This is a genomic window from Desulfurispirillum alkaliphilum, assembly GCF_055378285.1.
In genome coordinates, this window is sequence record NZ_AP042405.1 from 403,894 (window position 1) to 424,531 (window position 20,638).

Below are 20,638 nucleotides of genomic sequence, written 5' to 3' on the forward strand. Positions count from 1 at the left end.
CCTGCCCACGAGAACCTATCGCGGAGAGAACATTGCAACTGTTTCTACTGTTTATTGTCATTCCCCTGGTTGAGCTCTTTTTGCTGCTGCGGGTCGGCGCCATTATCGGCGCCCTCAACACCGTCGCCCTGGTGATTATCACCGCCGCTGTGGGAGCTTACTACGCCCGCAGCGAGGGTATGTCCGTGGTCTATCGCATGCAGCAGATGACTGCCCGGGGAGAAGTTCCCACCGTGGAACTGGTGGACGCCCTGATGATTTTCGGCGGTGGCGCGCTCCTGCTGACGCCCGGCTTTCTGACCGACGCCCTGGGGCTGGCATGCATCCTGCCCATGACACGGCCCTGGATGCGCCAGGCCATTCTCGGCCACTATCGTTCCCGCATACGGGTGTATCACACCGGAGAATCACACTCGGAGCAACAATCCCGTCGGTCACAACAGAATCAGGTGATTGATGTGGACTTCAAAGAAGAGAAAAAGGAATCCCGATTCCATGACCAGGATAGATCTGACAGGCAGTGACGCCTCCGGCGAGACCGCCTTTTTACTGCTGGGGAGCAACCGTACCCCCCGCGAACACTTCCTGCAACAGGCCATCGAGCTGCTCGGACAGCTGCCGGACACCCACATCACCTGGCAGTCTCCCGTGCTGCGGACGCCGCCCTACGGCTATACCCAGCAGGAAGACTTTCTCAATCAGGTGCTCCACCTGAAAACAGGTCTGCTGCCCCGCCAGCTCCTGCGGGCTGTCAAGGAGACGGAACAGCAGGTGGGAAGACGGGAAAGTTTCCGCTGGGGACCGCGGGAGATAGATATCGACATCATCTTTTACGGAAACTGGATGGTGCAGTCGCCGGAACTCATGATCCCCCATGGGGACTACCGGAACCGGGACTTTGTCCTGAAGCTCCTGCTGGAATTCGACAAAGGCCTGAAAGACCCGGTCACCGGAGAGGCCCTCCGGGATCGTTTACAGGAGCTTGAGAGAAAGACTCACGAGGGGTTGCACGAACCCGGCGGACAGGGATAGCTGCCCTTGCGCGAAGCGCTTTGGGACGTCCTGGAGCGCACCTTCATGAGAAGCCGGTAGAAGACAAAGCACAGGAAAATACCGACGATGATGGAACCGACTTCCCTGTCCATGCCGTCAGCCCTTTGCCCGCTCTTTGTACTCCCGAATAACCACTGAAAACTTCTCCAGGCCCTTCATATCAATGTGATGCTCCAGCATGCACGCCAGCTCCGAAGCCTTGGTCGAGGGAATATCCACAACGCTTTCAAAGAACTCCTTCAGAGTGTGGTGCTTCTGCAGTGTCTGCTTGGCGTGGCGCTCACCTTCTTTGGTCAGGGTAATGTACTGGTAGGGGTAGTAGTTGACCATGCCCAGATCCGAGAGCTTTTTCAAAGCCGATGTTACCGACGGCATCTTGACGGAAAGTGAGAGGGCGATATCCCTGGTACGGGCAACCTTGTTCTCCTGAACCAGGCTGTAAATTGCCTCAAGATAGTCTTCCATTGACGGTGTCATTTCAGGATGGCTCATGTTGTGTTACCTGCTTTCGCTATTTTACCAATTTGGATATGGCTTTGAACTCGCCTGTGCCCGCTTTGCCCAGCAGGTCAAACAGAACGCTTTCGGTATTTGTCACCACAGCGCCCATTTGCCTTGCCAGATCAAGGCCGCTCAGGTAATTTTCCTCGGAGCGGCTGCCGGCAGCGTCCTGCAGGAGATATACGCCAAAACCCGCTCCCGTGAGACTGCGGATGGTCTGGAACACGCAGATATGGGTTTCGATTCCGGCAATCACCACGTTGGCAATGCGCTTCTGCTCCAGCATCTGTTGTACTTCGTCGGTGAAGGCGGAAAAAGTGATTTTTTCCAGGACAGGGTCTTCCTCGCGCAGCAGCTCCAGCAAAGCAGGATCCGTGTGCCCCAGTCCAGCGGGATACTGCTCCGTGACACACAGCGGCACGCCGAGCATGTGGCAGCTCTGAATCATGATGGAGGTGTTCTTGAGGATACTTTCGCGGCGCGGCATAATCTGCGCCAGTTTCCCCTGTATATCAATAACCATGAAAAGCGTCGTAGCGGGATCAAGTGGATGGTACACGCGCCCTCTCCTTCTAACGGGGATTCTCGGTGCTGAAAGGAAAGTGAGTAAACCTTCCCCACGCACAACTCACAAAAGAAGACAGCCACAGCTGAGAACAGCCTGCTGGCTCAAAATAAAATCGCATTATACTGCTGCGCTTTCCCGCTAACCTTATACCATTTCGAGAAAAACACAAAGAGGATTTCACCTCCATGGGCACAACCGGTTTCCTTTTCATCATTGTCAGTGCATTTTCCCATGTACTCTGGAACGCCTTCCTGAAAGTTTCCAAGGATAAAGTCAGCGCCATTGCCATCATGATGATCGTCACCGTTCTGATTATGGGAGGTTTTGTGATCGTCAGCGGAGAGCTCCGCAATACCCTGCAGCCACCGGTCATTCTGGCCGCTGCAGGCTCCGGCTTTTTTTTCTTCCTCTACCAGTTTTTTGTGGCCCGCTCCTATATGCGCGGCGACCTGAGCGCCGTCTATCCTCTGACCGTCACAGGACCAATCTATATCCCCATCTGGGGCTACCTCTTCCTGGATGAACGCATCAGCCTCATCGGCTTTGCCGGCATCCTGCTCATCCTCTACGGCGCCGTCTCCATCCAGGCTAATCAGTTTCTACCGGGATCAAAGAAGCTGGTGCGCGGCAACTTCCGCGAAACGGGCGCCCACTTTGCCCTGCTGGCCGCCTTCTTCTACTCTTTTGGGGCCATCACCGACAAGATCGGCGTCACCGTCGGCACTGTCTACGCCTACACCTTTAACGTGTGCGTCGTCATGCTCCTGTTCCACCTGCTCTGGATGGTCTACACCCGCCATGGCGCCCACCTGCTCCAGGAAATGCGTCAGCAGCCCGGCATCCTTCTCCTGGGAGGCGTTGCCATGGCAATTTCCTTTGTCACCTTCCGCATAGGCCTGCAGGATATCCCCGCCAGCTACGCCACTGCCCTGCGTCAGGTCAGCAGCCTTTTCAGCATCGGCATCGGTTTCTTTATCTTTCGCGAAACTTTTGGTATAACGCGCATTATCGCTACGGTTATCATTGTGGCGGGAGTAATCCTGATCCGAATGGGGTGAGCCATGCTGTCCTTTGAAGGCTATGAACTGTTTCAAGAATACCATGACGAAAACACCGCCAATCTCACCATGTCCCTGCTGCGCAGCGCCGATATCGACTGCAAGCTGGAAAAGGCCAAATTTTCCGCAGAGCCGGTGAACTTCGCCGCCATGAGCCGTTTCAATGTCTATGTGCGCAAGGGTGAGCTGGAGACCGCTGAAAAAATCATGCAAACCCACGTAAGCGAGGAATAAAGCGCATGGAAGACTGCATCTTCTGCAAAATCGCGGCAGGCACCATTCCCTGCCGCAAAGTCCTTGAGGATGACGACATACTGGCCTTCCACGATATCAACCCCACGGCCCCCGTGCATGTTCTTATCATCCCGAAACGCCATATCCCGACCACCCTGGACTTCGAAGCCGGAGCCGACGACGCCCTGGCGGGCAAACTTATCACCGCCGCCGCCCGCATTGCCCGCGAACTGGGCATCGATCAGAGTGGCTACCGCCTGGTGTTCAACACCAATGGCGATGGCGGGCAGGAAGTCTACCACGTCCACCTGCACCTGCTGGGCGGACGTAAGTTCAGCTGGCCAGCGGGCTAGCCTCATCTTTGTGAATCAGAATTTTCTCATATATTCCAAGGAGCACCACAATGACCATCAAAGAGCAGTTGAACGAAGATATAAAACAGGCCATGCGCGCCAAGGACAAAATGACCCTGGAGGCCCTGCGCTTCCTGATGGCCGCTTTCAAGGACTTTGAAGTCAACAATCAGAAACGCGAAGCCGGCCTGAGTGACGAAGAAGCCGTGCAGATCATCCAGTCTTCCATCAAAAAGCGCCGCGAATCCATCGAGCAGTTTGAAAATGGCGGGCGCGCCGAGCTGGCCGAAAAGGAAAAAGCCGGACTGGAAGCTATCATGCGTTACCTTCCCGAACAGCTTGGTGAGGATGCCCTGCGCGCCATCATCAAGGAATCCGTTGCCGAGGCTGGTGCCAGTGGCCCCCAGGATATGGGGAAAGTCATGAAGGTCATTATGCCCAAAGTCAAGGGCAAGGCCGATGGCGCCCTGGTGAACCGACTGGTGAAAGAGGCCCTGGGATGAGCTTTACCGTCATCGACATCATCATTGTCGTCGCCCTGCTCCTGGCAGGAATCAAGGGTGCCCTCTCCGGATTTATGCGCGAAGTGTTCGGCCTGCTGGTGATCCTGGCCTCCCTGGTGGTCGCCTATTTCGGCTATGAAACCGTCCACGGCTCGCTGCTGAGCAACCTGCCCGAAGAGATCCCGGCCGGCGTCGTCGCCACCGTCGCCTTTGTCGTGGCATTTCTCATGGTATGGGCCACCCTCAACATCGTCACCATGATCGCCCAGCGCTTCATGAAGTTCAAGGAAGCATCCCCCGTCGGGCGCGCCCTGGGAGCCGTTATCTCCGCCGGCAAAGTGCTCGTCATACTCTCTTTTGTCCTGGCCGGTTTCCAGTACATTCCCCACAACCCCATGGAATTACGCCAGAAAGTGGAACAGAGCACCATTGGCAGTCCGCTGGCGAAAATGGCCCCCATTATCTTCCAGGGCTTCACCAGCATTCTGCCTGATCGCGAGGGACCCTCGCCCTTCAGTGGCCTGACTCAGCTGGGAGAGCTGGTCCCGGATATGGAGCGCCTTAAGCAGGAAGCCCGCAAAATCGGCAACAGCAACCAGGACTTCATGAGGAACCGCTGATGCTGGGATTTTACCGCATTGCCACAGCCCTCCCCGGATTGCGTGTGGCCGATGTGGCCTGGAACCGCGCGCAAATTGAAGAGCTGGCGATCAGAGCTCACCAGCAGCAGTGCGCCGTGGTCGTCTTTCCGGAACTCAGCCTGACCGGCTACACCTGTGCCGACCTGTTTCACCAGGAGAGCCTGCTGCAGGCTGTCCGCAAAGCGCTGGAGAGCCTGTGCCGGTTCAGCCGCGAACTGGATACCGCCCTGGTGGTTGGCGCTCCACTGCCCCAGCAGGGACGCCTGTACAATTGCGCCCTGGTCATACAGCGCGGCCATATCCTGGGCGCTGTCCCTAAAACTCACCTGCCCAACAAGCGTGAGTTCTATGAGCGACGCTGGTTTACCCCTGCCAGCGCGCTGCCGGAAAACAGCACCATCACCATCGGCGACGACAGCGTTCCCTTTGGCAGCAGACTCATCTTCCGCTGCGACCAGCACTATGCCTTCGCCATTGAACTCTGTGAAGACCTGTGGAGTGTCATCCCCCCCAGCTCCAGCCACGCCCTGGCCGGAGCCACCGTTATCCTCAACCCCTCCGCCAGCAACGAACTGGTAGCCAAGGCCGACTACCGCCGCGAACTGGTACAGAACCAGAGCGCTCGCTGCCTGGCGGCGTACGCCTACGCCGGCAGCGGTATCGGCGAATCCTCCACCGACCTGCTCTTCGGCGGACACCACCTTCTCTGTGAAAACGGCCTGGTGCTGGAGGAAAGTCCGCGCTTTGAGCGGGGCAACCACCTTTTCAGCGCCGATGTCGACTGCCAGAAACTCAGCCAGCTGCGCATGAGCGAAACCAGCTTTGCCGACAACCCCATCCCCACTGGATACCGCACCATACCCCTGCACCCCGTCCTTCCCATCGGTGAACTGCAGCGCTATATACCACCCCACCCCTTTGTTCCCGGCGACCCCCAGCGCCGCGACGAACGCTGTGAAGAGATCTTCAGCATCCAGACCGCAGCCCTTGCCAAACGCCTGAAGCACATAGGCTCACCCAAAGCCATCATCGGCATTTCCGGCGGACTGGACTCCACCCTGGCCCTGCTGGTAACCCACCGCACCTTTGCGCTGCTGGAACGGAACCCCAGCGATATCATCGCCATCACCATGCCCGGTTTCGGCACCACCAACCGCACCTATGAAAACGCCGTCACCCTGTGCAAAGCCCTGGAGACCGACTTCCGCGAAATCGCCATCAGCCAGGCTTCATTGGAACACTTCAAGCTCATCGGCCACGACCCCGCCATCCATGACGTCACCTACGAGAACGTCCAGGCCCGGGAGCGCACCGAAATTCTCATGAACATCGCCAACAAACACGGCGGCATCGTCATCGGCACCGGTGACCTCTCGGAAATCGCCCTGGGCTGGTCCACCTACAACGGCGACCACATGTCCATGTACTCCGTCAACTGCGGCGTCCCCAAAACCCTGATCCGCTACCTGGTGGAGTGGGTAGCCAGTCGCAGTGAAGACGCCATGGAAGAACTCCTCATGGATATAGTGAACACCCCCATCACCCCCGAACTGCTGCCCCGCGACGAGCAAAAGGAGTGCACCCAGAAGACCGAAGACATCATCGGCCCCTACGAGCTGCACGACTTCTTCCTCTACCACACCGTCAAGTACGGAGCCAGCACCCCCAAAGTACGCCATCTGGCCGCCCTCGCCTTTGCCGGAAAATACGACGAAGCCAGCATCGCCAGGTGGCATGAAATCTTCGTCAAACGCTTCTTCACCCAGCAGTTCAAACGCAGCTGCATCCCCGATGGCCCCAAAGTGGGCACCATCGCCCTGTCGCCCCGTGGCGACTGGCGCATGCCAAGCGATGCCAGCTTTGGCGGATGGCTGTAGGTATTGGGCGACATCCAGCAGGAGCAGACCAGAATCTATAGTCAATGACATTGTCCTGAATAAAGCAGAGAGCATTGAACGCTGCATTCGAAAAGTCGAAGAATACTCTTCGCGGGAAACCGGGCTTCACTTTGAGGCAGACCACCTGAAGCAGGATGCCATCGCGTTCAACCTGGTGCGAGCTGCCGAGCAGTGTATTGACCTGGCCAACCACGTGGTCAGGCGCAGAAAACTGGGCATACCTAAGGAAAGCCGTGATGCGTTTCGGCTACTGGCCAGCGGAGGTATCATTCCTGCCGAACTGGCCGATAAACTGGTGAAAATGGTGGGGTTCCGCAATGTGTTGGTGCACGAATACCAGCAGGTGAATCTCGCGCTCGTTATTGACGTGATTGAAAACCGCCTTGATGATCTGATTGACTTTACCCAACACGTGATACACACACAAAATGAGCTGGGCACCTGAACAACCATCATCACCCTTGCTGCCATTTGCGTCTATTGGCGTTCATTCGCGGTTCAGCGACCCTTGCCTTTTCAGCCGACGGCCAATGCGTCACAGTTTGTCGCTTCACTCTGCTATCAGGTAGGGTACAGTGATGAAGTCTTTTGTGGAGGAGCAGCCATGGACAAGAAATTCGACACCCTCCTGCGTCAGTGGAAAATGCTGCAGATGCTGCGGCGAAGACCCGTTCTCAGCACTCGTGAAATTCAGCAGAAGCTTCGCGATGATGGCTTCGAGGTAACCCTCCGCACCATCCAGCGCGACCTGCAGAAGCTCTCCGCCGTCTTCCCCATTGCCTGTGATGAGAAAAAACCCATTGGCTGGAAGTGGGCAAAGGATGGTGAATCATTTAGCATTCCCGGTATGGATACCACCACGGCCCTGACCCTGCGCATGGTGGATGAATACCTGGGCAAGCTGCTGCCAAAATCCTGCATGGCCTCCCTCTCCCCCCACATGGCACGCGCCAAAGCCATTCTGAGTGAGCAAGCCAGCAACACCCTTGGCCACTGGCCAGAGAAAATCCGTGTCATTCCCCGCTCCATGCCCCTGATTGCGCCACAGGTTGAACCGGAAGTTCTGGAAACACTCTACGACGCCCTGCTTGCCGGTCGGCGCTGCGAAGCACAGTACCGCAGACGTGGCGAAGAGCAGACCACTGAGTACATGGTGAACCCCCTGGGGCTGGTGGTAAACGATCAGATATTCTACCTGGTGTGCACCCTGCGCGAATACGACCATGTGGTGCTGCTGGCCCTTCACCGCTTTGAAAGCGCCCAGATGGTTGACACGCCCTCCCGCAAGCCAGCAGGATTTGACCTTGACGAATACCTGGCCAGCGGTGCCCTGGGCTTCGCCAACACCCCATCAAAAACCATTTCTCTGCAACTGCGCATATCCAGAGAGCTGGCGGAACACCTGCAGGAATGCCCCCTCAGCACAAATCAGACCCTGTCAGGCCAGGCCGATGCCGATGACCAATTCCTGCTCAAAGCACGCGTGCTGGACACACGGCAACTGCGCTGGTGGTTGCTGGGTTTTGGTGATCAAGTAGAAGTGCTCGCACCCAAGTCGCTGCGGCAGGAGTTTGCAGAAAAGTCAGCGAGGATGGCGCAGCGGTACGGGTAAAGATGAATTGGGGGTAATCGGTATCAGGGTAACTTGATATGCATAGAAGATACTACTTTCCTATACATATCGTGTTACTATGTATAAATAATCTGCCAAAACTATACAAAACAAGCCAGCGGAGCTCTCAAATGACATCTTTACCATCACTTACCGAGCTTGACCCTAACCGGTTTTTCAGTCGGTCAATCTTGAGGCAACTGGCCGCGTCCACTCGGCAGCTGGCGGAGTTGAAGGGTGTGGCTGCGTCTATCCCCCATCAAGAGATACTTATCAACACTCTTGGCATTCAAGAAGCAAAAGACAGCTCAGAAATTGAAAACATCATTACCACCCACGATGAGCTGTACAAAGATGACATTGCTTTGACGAACGCAGGAAATGCCGCAGCCAAAGAAGTCATGCGTTATCGCCAGGCTCTCTGGATAGGCTTTAAATCCGTGCAACAGACCGGATTGCTCCTTAACCAGCATATACTGGCAATGCAGTCTGAACTGGAGCTCAATGCAGCGGGGTTTCGCAAACTGCCAGGTACCGTTTTGAAAAACAGCTCCGGCCAGGTAGTCTACTCTCCACCCCAGAACGCTCAGGAAGTGATCAAACTGATGCGCGACCTGGAAGCATTTATCAATGAGCCGGAACGCTTCGATGTAGACCCACTCATAAAAATGGCGCTCATACACCATCAATTTGAAAGCATCCATCCCTTTTATGACGGCAACGGCCGCACCGGACGACTCATCAATGTACTCTACCTGGTCAAGGAAGGCCTACTTGACATTCCAGTGCTGTACCTCAGTCGCTATATCTCCCGCCACAAGCTCGACTACTACCGCTTGTTGCAAGCAGTCCATGAAAATGGGTACTGGGAAGAGTGGGTGCTGTATATGCTGCAGTCAGTCGAACACACCTCACGGGAAACCATCGCCACGATCAGGGCAATTCAGAACCTCTTTACAGACATGAAGCGCCACCTGCGCAGCACATATCGCTTTTACAGCCAGGATCTTCTGAACAACCTTTTCACCCATCCCTACACCAAAATCCAGTTTATCGAACAGGAACTGAATGTATCCCGCCTGACAGCCACAAAATACCTGGACACCCTGGCCAATGATGGAATATTGCAAAAACACAAGGCCGGCCGTTCCAGTTACTACGTCAATTCACAACTCTACCGCATACTGGCAGATATGGATTAATCGCCTACGGCACTGCGGCAGGAGTTTGCGGAAAAGGCGGCGAAAATGGCAGAGCGTATAGACAGAAAGGATGAGATTTGCTTCAAGAATTGTCTTTTCCGGAAAGACAGTTTTCAGAAAATTGGCTTTCAATTAGCGACATACTGAAATCCCTCGATATATGCAGGAAATGAAAATGCTCAGGTGCAAGGCGCTCGCGGATCGCAAATGAGGGTTTCTCTGCAACCCACTAATGATTTAAAGGATAGGTGATATGGTGAAATTAATATTCAACGTTCCTCCTTATTCGCGCTACTACCCTAATCTAAAGGAAACGGTAAGCGTTGCCTATTTAATGGCTAGTAACTGGGATGATTTTGGTTTTAAGTCGACATTTCATCTTATCGTTTATGATGCAAACGGAAAGGCACATGACATCGGGGTAGTGAAAATTGGCTATGTCGGTCAGATGAGTGGATGGACTCAAGAGAAACTCCCTAGTGACTTTTCAGCATTAGATGAAGCTTTCTTTGCGCTTGGTCAAAGCGATGAATATTATCAAAACCTGTATGCTTTGGATGAAGAGCTAAGGATATACATTTTAATACATTTAAATGACGTAGTGTATAATCATACTGTTTATGAACTCGCTATCAATGAAAAGGTAATGAAAGAATCTTTGCTCCGCGATGTGAGTATTGCTTCAATAAAAGGTCAATTTAGGCGAATACTTGAGGGAGGGAAACTGCGTTCAGAGTTCGATTTCTCTTATTCGCTACCGCAAGGAAAAAATACCGCTGGATTAGATATAAATTTTTATGTCAACCCAGAATCTAACCCGCCATCAAATATTCATGTTTTAATTGGCCGAAATGGCGTTGGCAAAACACATCTTCTTTATAAAATGGTTAAGGCTCTTGTATATAATAACACTACACAAGAAAATAACGGATTTTTTTTAGTTGGTCGCAGAAAATCAACAAGACGAGAAGATCTTCAAGAAATGTTTGCTGGCGTTGTATCTGTAGCATTTAGTGCATTTGACCCTTTTGAGCCGATACCAGAGCGACAGGATAAAACTGAAGGGTTAAGTTACGCTTATGTCGGCTTAAAACAAAAGTCTATAGCCAAAGGTGACGAGCACATTCCTATGAGCCGACCAATGCTTGATAGAGAGTTTTCCCTTTGTTTGAATAATATTCGCCGATTTGGATACCAAGATCTATTGATTAAGTCCATTCGAGATCTAGAAACTGATAGCCTTTTTAAAGACACTGCTCTCGCCGACATAGTACTTTCTTCGGCCCAAGATTTCGAGGAGAAGACAGGGAAGGTTTTTTCCGAGCTAAGTTCTGGGCATGCAATTGTTTTACTTACCATTGCTAAGCTAGTTGAAAAAACCGAAGAGAAAACCCTGATTCTATTAGATGAGCCTGAATCACACCTGCACCCGCCGCTACTTTCGGCGTTTGTACGCACGTTATCTGAATTACTATCTTATCGAAATGCGGTAGCGATTATTGCCACACATTCCCCAGTAGTGCTTCAAGAAGTACCAAAAAGTTGCGTATGGAAGTTGAGGCGCAGTGGTCTGAGCGCTATTGCTGAAAGACCGGAAACCGAAACTTTTGGTGAAAATGTTGGAGTGTTAACACGCGAGGCATTTGGGTTGGAAGTAACAGATTCGGGTTTCCATCGGATGTTAAAGAAAGAAGTTGAATCGGCAGACACCTATGAGCAAGCACTACGAAGGTTTGATGGTCAACTTGGCGCTGAGGCTCGAGGAGTATTGCGGGGACTGTTTCTCGACAAGGAGTCGGAAAAAGGTGAAGCATGAGAGTAGTTGTTAAACCAAAACTGACCGCAAAAGATGTGTATGAAACTTGCACAAGCAAAGTTCGAGATAAGACACTCAGGAAGAGTTTTCGTCAAATCACAGATTCTATAGAGGCAGCTGACTGGGAATACCAAGAGAAGTCTGCGGAGAAAAAATGGTTCTTGATTGAAATTGGCGATGATGTTGACAGCATGGTGAGCAAGGCCGAGATGGAGAAAGTTTACACGCAAAGAATGGTTGGACAAAAAGCACCTGGAAGACCAATATACGACCAACTAAAAAACGCTGCGCCAAATGGTATCTGTCCGTTATGTGGTCAGCGAACAGTCACAGATTTAGACCATTTTCTACCAAAAGTTAATTTTCCCTTGCTAGTCGTCGTGCCGCTGAATTTGACACCAGCATGCTCGGATTGCAATAAAGCAAAATCAGATAAGGTTCCTGGCTGCGGAGGCGAACAAACTCTGCATCCTTATTATGATGATGTTTCTCGTGAACAGTGGCTCTTTGCTGAAGTAAAAGAAACAACCCCCGGATCTATTCGGTTTTATACATTGGCTGTTGATAATTATGATGAAGTGTTAAACGAAAGAATTAAATTTCACTTTAAAGAATTGAATCTTGGAAACTTGTATATGTCGAATGCAAACGCGACCGTGTCGGAAATCCATTTTCGATTAAATTCACTTCATAGTAAAGGTGGAAAAGATGCCGTAAAGGCCTACCTCAAAGAAGAGGAAGAATCACGGCGAAACAATCACGTTAACTCTTGGAACACAGCAGCTTACCAAGCGATGATGAACAGTGATTGGTTTTGTGATGGTGGGTTTAATGAATTTAAAAGAAATTAAAGCGTGTTAAAGCAATAGAACTGCCACCTTGCTCTCAACATGCCCCCTGAAACACTTTTCAAACTGGACGGCATCTCCTAACAGCTTACTGAAATACCTCAAACCAGGCAGGCAATTGAAAAACCTTCAGGTGCAAGGCGCCCGCAAAGCAAGGAGTGAAGCGTACTCCCTGTACGTTGCTTCGCGTGAGCTTCCAGCGAGCAACACCGCAGATGGGGGTTTTTCAGCAGCCTGCTAAGCGACACATCCTGTCGCCGCCCTATGTCAATATGCCCCCATAAACACTTCAGGAGGGCGACATGGATCGGTTCGAACAACTCACAATCTGCCAGTATATCCTCAATATGCTTCAGGCCAGGGCTTTGCAGAGTGTGCGCCAGCTCACAGAGGTTGTGGATTTTCTTGATGCCCGCAGTGAGGATATCGGCCTGCGGTTGCCGCCGTCCCTCTCCGAATTGGCCAACAGCGGGTATGATGATCGCCCCAAGGCCGACAGGAGCAGCCGAAAGAAAGTCCATGGAGCGCTTGTAAAGCTTCTCGAGGCTGCGGTAGCAGAGCTGCCAAAAACCCTTCCGGGCATGCTGGAGCGCAACATTCGCCAGCTCTGCAAGGCCCTTGGGCTGGAGGAGGTTGACCAGCAAATCCTGGGCATTATGTTGCGCTGTGACTGCTATGAGCCACTTGAAGAAATACTCAACTCCTGCTACCGAAAATTCGACAGTGTTTCCAGCACACTTGCCGTCTTACTCGGCGTCAAACGCGACCTGATCAACAGCAGACTCAAAGCAGGCGCGCCATTGATGAGCCTTGGCATCGTTGAAAAGCTGGATCAGAGGTCCCGCCACTTTGTTCATTCATACGAAGTGGGGAGCACCTTCACCGATGCCATTTATGCATCTGAGGGCGATGCAGAAGATATCTGCCACTCCATCACCGGCAATCCCCTCCAGGCAAACCTGCGCTGGAGCGACTACGAACACATGGCTTCCACGCGCGAGAAGCTGGAGAGGTTTCTGACCCAGGCAGCGGGAAAGCACCTCAAGGGCGTCAACATTCTCATCTACGGGCCACCGGGAACGGGCAAGACCGAGTTTTGCAAAACCCTGGCCCAGCGCCTGAAGATGGAGCTCTATGCGGTTGCAGAAAGCGATAATGGCGGAGAAGAGCCTACCCGCCGCGAGCGCATCAGCTCCTACAATCTCTGCCAGCGGCTCTTTGCCAACAGTGGCGATAAGCTTCTGCTTTTTGACGAAATTGACGACCTGTTTGACATGTCTCCGTTTGCTGGACTCTTTGGCATTTCCCCGAAAGGCCGCTCGTCTTCAAAGGTTTACATGAACCGCATGCTTGAAGAGAACCCGGTCCCCACTTTCTGGATCATCAACAACGTCCAGCTTCTTGACGAGAGCATTGTGCGGCGCATGTCTTTGGCTATCGAAATGCCAAATCCCCCGGCAAATATGCGCAAGAAGCTCTGGCGGCGCATTATACGCAGCCAGAACATCAACCTCGGCAACAGGGATATCGAGCAGCTCAGCCAGGTGGATGTCTCCCCGGCCATAGCCAACAGTGCCACCATTTACGCCAGTGCCATGGACAACACCTTGGACGACTTTCGCTTTGCCGCTTTCGGCCTGATCAAGGCCATTAACGGCGGTAAAGAAAAAGCTGAAGTGGGATCAGGCGGGGCAAACCAGCCGTATATGGAGAACCTCACCAACTGCAGCGCAGACCTTGAAGAGCTGACCAGCGCTCTGATCAAAAGCCCATCCAGAAGCTTCTCCCTGTGTCTCAGTGGCCCGCCGGGTACCGGGAAAACCGCCTACGTGCGGCACCTGGCCAAAAAACTGGACATGCCCGTTCTCGTCAAGCGCGCCTCCGACCTGCTGGATATGTATGTGGGCCAGAATGAACGCAATATCGCAGCCGCTTTTACGGAAGCACGGAACACGGAAAGCTTTCTGGTCTTTGACGAGGCCGACTCCCTGCTTTCCGATCGCCGGAACGCTGTGCGCAGTTGGGAAGTCTCCCAGGTCAACGAAATGCTGACCTGGATGGAGTGCCACCCCCTGCCATTTGCCTGCACCACAAACCTGATGGATCGCCTCGACCAGGCATCACTGCGCCGCTTCACCATCAAGTGCCAGTTCACCAACCTCAGCACTGCACAGGTTGCCCAGGCCTGCAGGCACTTCCTGGGCATTCGGGTTCCCATGGAAACGCTGGGCGGACTTACGAGCCTGACACCGGGAGACTTTGCCGTCGTGAAACGCAAGGCGGAAATCCTTGGCAAGCTGCGCGACCAGCAGTACCTGCTGAAAATGCTGCGCGAGGAAATGGAGGCCAAAGAGGGAGTGGCGAATGCCAAAGGCATTGGATTTCTTTCCACTTGCGGTTGAGGAGTTCATGGCGTATTTACGCCAGTATGGCTCCCACCCACGAGCAGTTATTGAAGTGGATTGAGGCTGCGGTTACTCCATTGCCCCATGTACCCTTCCCATGATGCAGGACACATGGGGCAATTGTTTTACTGACAAAGAGCGGTTTTCTCTTTATTTTACCTGGTGCATACGTAACTATTCACGGTATACGGCAACAAAAAAAGAGGGTCTCACACAAAGCCCGCAAAGCCCCTCAAGAAAGGCTGTTAAGAGAGAAAACCATCTCCCTCGCCCGTTCGCTGTGCTCACTCAAGCTGCGCAGACGCAGAGAAAATACAAGGTTAACTCTGAAGTTTCGCACCCCCGAAGCGGCAGGTTGTCGGCGCCGACCTGGATGCCATGCTGGGATGCCCAAAATGGTTCTGCACAGACTGCGTTTCTTGACATTGCCCTCAGCTTGTTTGTGAGTTTCTTTTGCCACTTTTGGGTCGCCAAAAGTGGCGCAAAAGCGACCCCCAGTGCTGTCCTTTTCAGCCGTCCGCTCGCCTGGAACTGGGGACCGCAAACAACCGCCCTCCGTGGCTTTTGGTTTACGGTTGCCGCCCTCGTGGCGGCAACCCTGCGGGTCCATAGCGTTCCAGTCTTCGCGGCCTGGCTGGGCCAGCACACGGGGGAGATGCAGAAGCAGGCCGTTCCCCCCTGAGCCCGTCCGGTGAGTGCGACGCCTGGCTGGCAAGACCCGAACGGGACACTCACAGGAAGTGAGTGGTTCGGCAGCACTGCAGGGAAGCAGTGTCTGCCGGATCTCCAGAACAGGCGAGCCAACGAGCCGGAAAAACGGGCGTTCGGGGGGCGCGTTTTTGAGTCCTTTTTGCGCGGTCAAAAAGGACAATATCCGGAAACAAAAAGTGGAATACCAGATAAGTCAAGCATTCAAAATCAATACAGTTTTCGCGCGATAAATGTCAGAATAATAACACCTTAACCTAAGACAACAAGATGCGAAACTTGAATTAACTGATTTGGCTGCCCATCTTCTCCGCGCTCTCAGCGGCTTTGCGAGAGGAGATTGTCTTTTTACCTACGCCTCCCTGTATGATTACATGCATACTTACATTGCCGGTAAACAGCTTGCGAAAATACCTCAACCCATACAGGCAATTGAAAAACCCACAGGTGCAAGGCGCTCGCAGAGCGAGGCGTGAAGCGTACTTTCCGTACGTTGCAGCAACGAGCGACAGCGAGCAACACCGCAGATGGGGGGGGGGGGCAGCAGCCTGTTCCCGATGATCTGCCATCGAAAGGAGTTCGGACATGCAGCAAAAAGTATTCAAGCGACTTGACGCGCTGAAATCCAAGCTCGACGAATATCGCCCCCTCGATGCGCACGTGGTCAAAAACCTGCATGAAAATATGGTGTTACAGTGGACCTACCACAGCAACGCCATTGAGGGAAATACCCTGACCCCCAGGAGGGCCAATGCAGCACCTTTCCAAATCCCGTATCATTGAACACCGCCAGTGTGCCAGGCGGCTCTGGCTGCGTGTGCATCGTCCCGACCTCGACACTCAGGCATCCACATCTGCACAGAGCCGCATGCAGGCAGGAACCCACGCCGGGGAAGTTGCCTGCAGCCTGTTTCCTGGTGGAAGAATGATTGAGGCGGAAAAGCTGAGCGATGCCATTGCCCTCACCACAGACCTTTTGAACAGAAAGCCGAAACCAACACTTTTCGAAGCCACCTTCAGCCACCGCAGAGTTCTGGTGCGGGTAGATATTCTGCAACCCGTTCGTGGCGGATACGACATTGTGGAAGTAAAGTCGTCAACCGAGATCCAGGGCTACCATCTGGAAGATGCCGCCATCCAGACCTGGGTATGCCAACAGGCAGGCCTTCCCATAAAACGGACCCAGCTTGCCCATATCAACAAAACCTTCGTGTACCCCGGCAAACAACAATACGACGGCCTCTTTGCTTTTGCCGATATAACCAAAGACACAGATGCCCTGCTCAAGCAGGTTCCCCACTGGACCAAAGCAGCATTTGCCACCCTGAACGAAAAGAGTGAGCCCATAATCGAGCCCGGTGAGCACTGCAAAGAGCCTTTTAAGTGCCCATACGTGAAACACTGCGCCCATGAATACAAAGCCGCAAAGTATCCCCCGGAAGACCTCGGGAATCAGGGAAACACAGTAAACAGGCTGCGGGAACAGGGTTACACTGATCTGCGCAAAGTGCCCAAGGCCTTGCTTGGAAACAACAAGAAGCACCTGCGCATCTGGCGTGCCTGCCGCAGTGGCAAAGCAGAACTCGACCCCGCAGCCGGGGAACACCTCCGTTCGCTTGCATATCCCCGCTACTTCCTCGACTTTGAAACCATTCAGTTTATCGTTCCCACCTGGAAAGGCACCCGCCCTTACCAGCAGATACCCTTCCAGTGGTCATGCCACAAAGCAGGCAAGAACGGCACCGTCAGCCACACCGAATTCCTGGACATCAGCGGCAAAGACCCCAGTAAACCATTTCTGGAGACGTTAATTCCCTCCCTTGGCAAACGCGGGCCAATTTTTGTGTACAGTCACTTTGAAAGAGATAGGCTGAAAGCACTTGCCATCCGCTTTCCAAAATATGCCATCGACATTGAAGCCATTCTGGAGCGTATGGTTGACCTGCTGCCTCTTTCCAGGGCGCACTACTACCATCCCGCCATGCATGGCAGCTGGTCAATCAAGGCCGTACTGCCCACCATCGCCCCGGAGCTTGACTATAGCGCTCTGGAAGGCGTGCAGGATGGAGGAGAAGCCCAGCAGGCTTACCTGGAAGCCATACATCGCCAGACAACTGGTGAGCGCAAAACAGAATTGCAGCAGGCCATGCTGGCCTACTGCAAACTGGATACGGAAGCATTAGTGAGGTTGGCGGAGTATTTTGAAGGGCATTAATCCCCCCCGCTCTGCTTTCAGAGTGGGGAGAATCCAGGATCAGCTCTCAGGCTCACACTGGCGCATCTTTACGCGGAAGCCATAATCTTGCGAAGGCTCATAGCGGACAATACCCTCAATATCAACCAGTTTAGCACCTTCTACCCCTTGACCTTGGATGAGAGCAAATATCGGGTTGACGATTTTCTTTCTTATATCATCAAGGTCGTTGATTGAGGTCAATAACAAACTATAACCCCACTCTTGATCGACCCAAGGCTCAGCCTCAGGATTCCAGTTGAACAGTACTTCGTCTTGAAGTTTAAGCCCTTCATCATCCCACGATGGGACCATGTAATACTCATCAGTAAAAACAACATAGCCATCCCAGAACATAACGTGCAAAAGTGGCTCCTGGTTATTATCTTCTTTTGTCGACATACCATCGCCAGCTAAACTCACCTGCAGGCAAATATATCGTTTGGGGACTGTCTTGTCCTTTCTCCCCCCTATCCCAAGGTAACATGCGTAATCCTTGACTACCCAGTCATTGTCGTCTGATCGCCAATCGTATTCCCAGTCGTCGATGCTTTTCACAACTGCATGTTCTTCAATGGCATTGTTGATTTCATGCTGAATCATCTGGAAAAGGCTTTCAACTTCCCTCCCAACATTCTCGATCAGCTCTACGCTCTTTTTGATACTAGTGCCAATACTTATTTCACTCATGGGATTCTCCTTTCCAGAATACATTGCCCTGGCTAAAGGTATGATGAATAGAGCTCATGTGTCTGAAGCCAAGGAATCGGCGAATATTCAGTCTGTCCAGCGCTCTCTGAACCTGAAGTGCCCAAGGGTGTAATTCATGTAGATTGTGATCACGCTGAATTTGCTCAATAATACCTAATATCTGATACCAGCTGATGGGAAGCAATTTCCCCGCCCAGTTATCTCTTTTTGCAAGGGCAGTCTGAGCCCCACTTGTCTCAATACCAATAAACATGTGCCAGCCATAATTTCGCTCATTTCCGAAAAGGTACCTCTCCCATTGATCGTGTAATTGCCACTCTCCACTGAGTGGTGATCTCCACTTGAGCTCCACAAGCAATGAGTATTGTCTGTTTCCTGGCCATGTCAGCTTGACATGCAGGTCTGGCTCAATTCTTTTACCATCGCGCCCCCGTCTTGAAGGCCAAAAAGCCATTTCTGCTTTTTCGGGATAGCTCTCAGGTAAACCTGGTGCGCTGCGTGCACGCAATAATTCGCACCAGAACCGAGCGGAAACTGCTGGTGGCAGCAGTGCCAAAGGACCAAGTAAAATTGCCGTCAACTCATCTTCCTCGTGTACTTTTCCTTGACCATCTTCACGATGGCCAAGGTAGCGCTTGTAGAGAGTACCCTTTTTCTGTGTAATCGCATGCAGCATTCATATCTCCTTCCCTTGCAAAACATACAACGGACAGTCTATGCGTAGCATAGTACCATGCATAACTCAGTAAGTCACTCCGACGCAGCCGAATACAGAAAGGCCCAGACGGTTTCCAGGGGCTGGTTGCTGTACACACTCCTGATCATGCTGTAGTCGTCATCAGGCAGGTGTTGCTGAATGGGCTGGCCGGTTTCACGATGGGGGCCACTGAGCTGCAGGCCGCTGAAGTGCAGGTTGAAGGTTTTGACGTCCTTGGATACGGCGAATTGCGCCACATACTCCATGCGGGTATCCTGGAAGTACTTTTTGGCCACCGCCAACTGTTCAGCCGTGATTTCCATTCCCATCCACCGCGTCCCCTGGAATGCGTCGTAGTGTATTGGGCCAGTAAACTCCACAATCTGCCGCCCTTGGGGGTCGGTGAATGTTTTCCATGAGCTCCGCCGGAAGTACTGGTAGCCCTGCAGGGCATCCTCCACGGTGACTGACGGGTCAAGCTGCAGGGTTCCCTTGCGGACGGTTGTTTCCACGTCATCCTGACCGCAGCCACTCATCAAGAGTGCCAGAATCCCCACAAATACGACAATGATGGTTGCTTGAAATTTCCCTCTCATACTGCTCTCCTTTGATGTTTCTCAAGGCATGTGGAGAGCTTACCGGAGCACGGCGACAAGGCGTGTCGCATACACTTGGCGGGCAACAAGCTTTACCAGCAAGACGTTACGGCCTGCCGCTGTTGATTTGTGGGAATCATTCAGGGTTTTCGAATACAAGAAAGACGCTTTCCTCTCGCGGAGAAGATGGGCTGCCATATCAATTCCCATTGTATTTCTCTGCGCTCCCCGCGTCCCGAGTGAGCAAAGCGAACAGACGTAAAAAGCCCCGCTGCCATGATGGCAGCGGGGCTTTGTGCAAATACGAAAAACCGTTAGCAGTTTGCTGAAGTACCCAAAAAACACGCAGGCAATTGAGGAACCCACAGGTGCAAGGCGCCCGCAAAGCAGGGAGTGAAACGTACTCCCTGTACGTTGCAGCGACTTACGACAGCGGGCAACGCCGCAGATGGGTTTTTTTCAGCAGCCTGTCAGTATTTCTGATCGGCGAAGGCAACCCAGCCACCGGCGCGCACCAGGGCTTCGTCAAATTCGTTGATGGTATAGCTGAAGGTCTTGCTCTTGCCGCCGCCTTTGACGTACAGCTCCTTCTTGTCCAGGTCGGTGGTGATTTCCACGTCCCCGGCACCGGCAAACTCCTTGAAGAGGGTGTCCATATCGCCAGCGGAGAGTTCAATGGCCATCATGCCGCCGTTGAACATATTCTGGCGGAAGATGCGGGCGTAGCTCTGGGCGATGACCATGGTGATGTCGTTGACTTCAAAGGCCCAGGGGGCGTGTTCGCGGCTGGAGCCACAGCCGAAGTTTTCCCGGCTGACGACAACGCGGGCATTGGCCAGGGTGGAGCCTTTGGGGTCAAAGCCTTCCAGCTTCAGGTCTTCCAGCAGGTAGGGCTTGAGCGCTTCCTTGGTCAGTTCGGTCAGGTATTTGGCGGGAATGATTTCGTCGGTATTGATGTCATTGCGGTCGAGGAAGAGGGCGGGGCCGCCGAATGTCTTCAT

General features: G+C 53.0%; 21 protein-coding genes and 1 pseudogene. 16 read left to right on the plus strand and 6 right to left on the minus strand.

Features of this window, described 5'->3' with window-relative positions; translation table 11 throughout:
- Nucleotides 1-32 precede the first annotated feature (32 nt).
- Entirely contained in the window at nucleotides 33-524 is a 492-nt protein-coding gene (locus ACZ46I_RS01930) for an FxsA family protein (protein WP_464281255.1), read from the plus strand.
- Nucleotides 496-1,032: a 2-amino-4-hydroxy-6-hydroxymethyldihydropteridine diphosphokinase gene (folK, locus tag ACZ46I_RS01935; RefSeq protein ID WP_464281256.1), complete on the plus strand. Its 537-nt coding sequence runs from the start codon at nucleotides 496-498 to the stop codon at nucleotides 1,030-1,032. Before ACZ46I_RS01930 ends, folK begins: the two co-directional genes overlap by 29 nt.
- Before the next feature lie 117 nt (nucleotides 1,033-1,149).
- On the opposite strand, the gene ACZ46I_RS01940 is transcribed toward folK, so the two are convergent.
- Both ACZ46I_RS01940 and ACZ46I_RS01945 read right to left on the minus strand, forming a co-directional pair.
- On the minus strand, nucleotides 1,150-1,545 hold the full coding sequence (locus tag ACZ46I_RS01940; protein ID WP_464281257.1) for a metal-dependent transcriptional regulator: 396 nt from the start codon (nucleotides 1,543-1,545) through the stop codon (nucleotides 1,150-1,152).
- Between the two features lie 19 nt (nucleotides 1,546-1,564).
- On the minus strand, nucleotides 1,565-2,113 hold the full coding sequence (locus ACZ46I_RS01945; RefSeq protein ID WP_464281258.1) for an isochorismatase family protein: 549 nt from the start codon (nucleotides 2,111-2,113) through the stop codon (nucleotides 1,565-1,567).
- A gap of 194 nt (nucleotides 2,114-2,307) precedes the next feature.
- Between ACZ46I_RS01945 and ACZ46I_RS01950 the strand changes: the two genes are divergently transcribed.
- The 14 genes and pseudogenes from ACZ46I_RS01950 to ACZ46I_RS02015 all read left to right on the plus strand — a co-directional run bounded on the left by ACZ46I_RS01950 (nucleotide 2,308) and on the right by ACZ46I_RS02015 (nucleotide 17,615).
- Entirely contained in the window at nucleotides 2,308-3,180 is an 873-nt protein-coding gene (locus ACZ46I_RS01950) for a DMT family transporter (RefSeq protein WP_013505055.1), read from the plus strand.
- A 3-nt stretch (nucleotides 3,181-3,183) separates the two neighbouring features.
- Nucleotides 3,184-3,414 carry a hypothetical protein gene (locus ACZ46I_RS01955; protein WP_013505054.1) on the plus strand — a complete coding sequence of 77 codons (231 nt, stop codon included), beginning with the start codon at nucleotides 3,184-3,186 and terminating at the stop codon, nucleotides 3,412-3,414.
- A 5-nt stretch (nucleotides 3,415-3,419) separates the two neighbouring features.
- A complete protein-coding gene (locus tag ACZ46I_RS01960; protein ID WP_013505053.1) occupies nucleotides 3,420-3,767 on the plus strand; it encodes a histidine triad nucleotide-binding protein in 348 nt (115 codons plus the stop codon).
- Between the two features lie 50 nt (nucleotides 3,768-3,817).
- Nucleotides 3,818-4,270 carry a GatB/YqeY domain-containing protein gene (locus ACZ46I_RS01965; RefSeq protein ID WP_013505052.1) on the plus strand — a complete coding sequence of 151 codons (453 nt, stop codon included), beginning with the start codon at nucleotides 3,818-3,820 and terminating at the stop codon, nucleotides 4,268-4,270.
- Nucleotides 4,267-4,890 (plus strand): CvpA family protein, encoded by a 624-nt coding sequence (locus tag ACZ46I_RS01970; protein WP_464281259.1) that lies wholly within the window; start codon nucleotides 4,267-4,269, stop codon nucleotides 4,888-4,890. The genes ACZ46I_RS01965 and ACZ46I_RS01970 overlap by 4 nt, the downstream gene beginning before the upstream one ends.
- On the plus strand, nucleotides 4,890-6,788 hold the full coding sequence (locus ACZ46I_RS01975; RefSeq protein WP_013505050.1) for an NAD(+) synthase: 1,899 nt from the start codon (nucleotides 4,890-4,892) through the stop codon (nucleotides 6,786-6,788). Before ACZ46I_RS01970 ends, ACZ46I_RS01975 begins: the two co-directional genes overlap by 1 nt.
- Nucleotides 6,763-7,254 carry a type VII toxin-antitoxin system HepT family RNase toxin gene (hepT, locus tag ACZ46I_RS01980; protein ID WP_464281260.1) on the plus strand — a complete coding sequence of 164 codons (492 nt, stop codon included), beginning with the start codon at nucleotides 6,763-6,765 and terminating at the stop codon, nucleotides 7,252-7,254. Before ACZ46I_RS01975 ends, hepT begins: the two co-directional genes overlap by 26 nt.
- A gap of 159 nt (nucleotides 7,255-7,413) precedes the next feature.
- Complete coding sequence (locus ACZ46I_RS01985; RefSeq protein ID WP_464281261.1) at nucleotides 7,414-8,421, plus strand: helix-turn-helix transcriptional regulator; 1,008 nt, start codon at nucleotides 7,414-7,416, stop codon at nucleotides 8,419-8,421.
- A gap of 131 nt (nucleotides 8,422-8,552) precedes the next feature.
- Nucleotides 8,553-9,623, plus strand: coding sequence for a Fic family protein (locus ACZ46I_RS01990; protein ID WP_464281862.1), 1,071 nt, complete (start codon nucleotides 8,553-8,555; stop codon nucleotides 9,621-9,623).
- 253 nt (nucleotides 9,624-9,876) lie between these two features.
- Nucleotides 9,877-11,439 (plus strand): AAA family ATPase, encoded by a 1,563-nt coding sequence (locus ACZ46I_RS01995; protein WP_464281262.1) that lies wholly within the window; start codon nucleotides 9,877-9,879, stop codon nucleotides 11,437-11,439.
- Nucleotides 11,436-12,290: an HNH endonuclease gene (locus ACZ46I_RS02000; protein ID WP_464281263.1), complete on the plus strand. Its 855-nt coding sequence runs from the start codon at nucleotides 11,436-11,438 to the stop codon at nucleotides 12,288-12,290. The genes ACZ46I_RS01995 and ACZ46I_RS02000 overlap by 4 nt, the downstream gene beginning before the upstream one ends.
- A 299-nt stretch (nucleotides 12,291-12,589) precedes the next feature.
- The gene (locus ACZ46I_RS02005; protein WP_464281264.1) at nucleotides 12,590-14,689 is read left to right on the plus strand and encodes an AAA family ATPase; all 2,100 of its coding nucleotides are present in this window, start codon (nucleotides 12,590-12,592) and stop codon (nucleotides 14,687-14,689) included.
- A 1,296-nt stretch (nucleotides 14,690-15,985) separates the two neighbouring features.
- Nucleotides 15,986-16,138: pseudogene (locus ACZ46I_RS02010) on the plus strand (Fic family protein); the annotation flags it as partial.
- A 13-nt stretch (nucleotides 16,139-16,151) separates the two neighbouring features.
- Nucleotides 16,152-17,615 carry a DUF2779 domain-containing protein gene (locus ACZ46I_RS02015; protein ID WP_464281265.1) on the plus strand — a complete coding sequence of 488 codons (1,464 nt, stop codon included), beginning with the start codon at nucleotides 16,152-16,154 and terminating at the stop codon, nucleotides 17,613-17,615.
- 39 nt (nucleotides 17,616-17,654) lie between these two features.
- Here ACZ46I_RS02015 and ACZ46I_RS02020 read toward each other — a convergent pair whose 3' ends face one another.
- From ACZ46I_RS02020 to ACZ46I_RS02035, 4 genes are all read right to left on the minus strand, one after another.
- A complete protein-coding gene (locus ACZ46I_RS02020) occupies nucleotides 17,655-18,323 on the minus strand; it encodes a hypothetical protein (RefSeq protein WP_013505042.1) in 669 nt (222 codons plus the stop codon).
- Entirely contained in the window at nucleotides 18,316-19,020 is a 705-nt protein-coding gene (locus ACZ46I_RS02025) for a hypothetical protein (RefSeq protein ID WP_464281266.1), read from the minus strand. The genes ACZ46I_RS02020 and ACZ46I_RS02025 overlap by 8 nt, the downstream gene beginning before the upstream one ends.
- Nucleotides 19,021-19,094: 74 nt before the next feature.
- Entirely contained in the window at nucleotides 19,095-19,637 is a 543-nt protein-coding gene (locus ACZ46I_RS02030; RefSeq protein WP_464281267.1) for a hypothetical protein, read from the minus strand.
- Nucleotides 19,638-20,107: 470 nt separating this feature from the next.
- Nucleotides 20,108-20,638, minus strand: coding sequence for a 3-isopropylmalate dehydratase small subunit (locus ACZ46I_RS02035; RefSeq protein WP_464281268.1), 531 nt, complete (start codon nucleotides 20,636-20,638; stop codon nucleotides 20,108-20,110).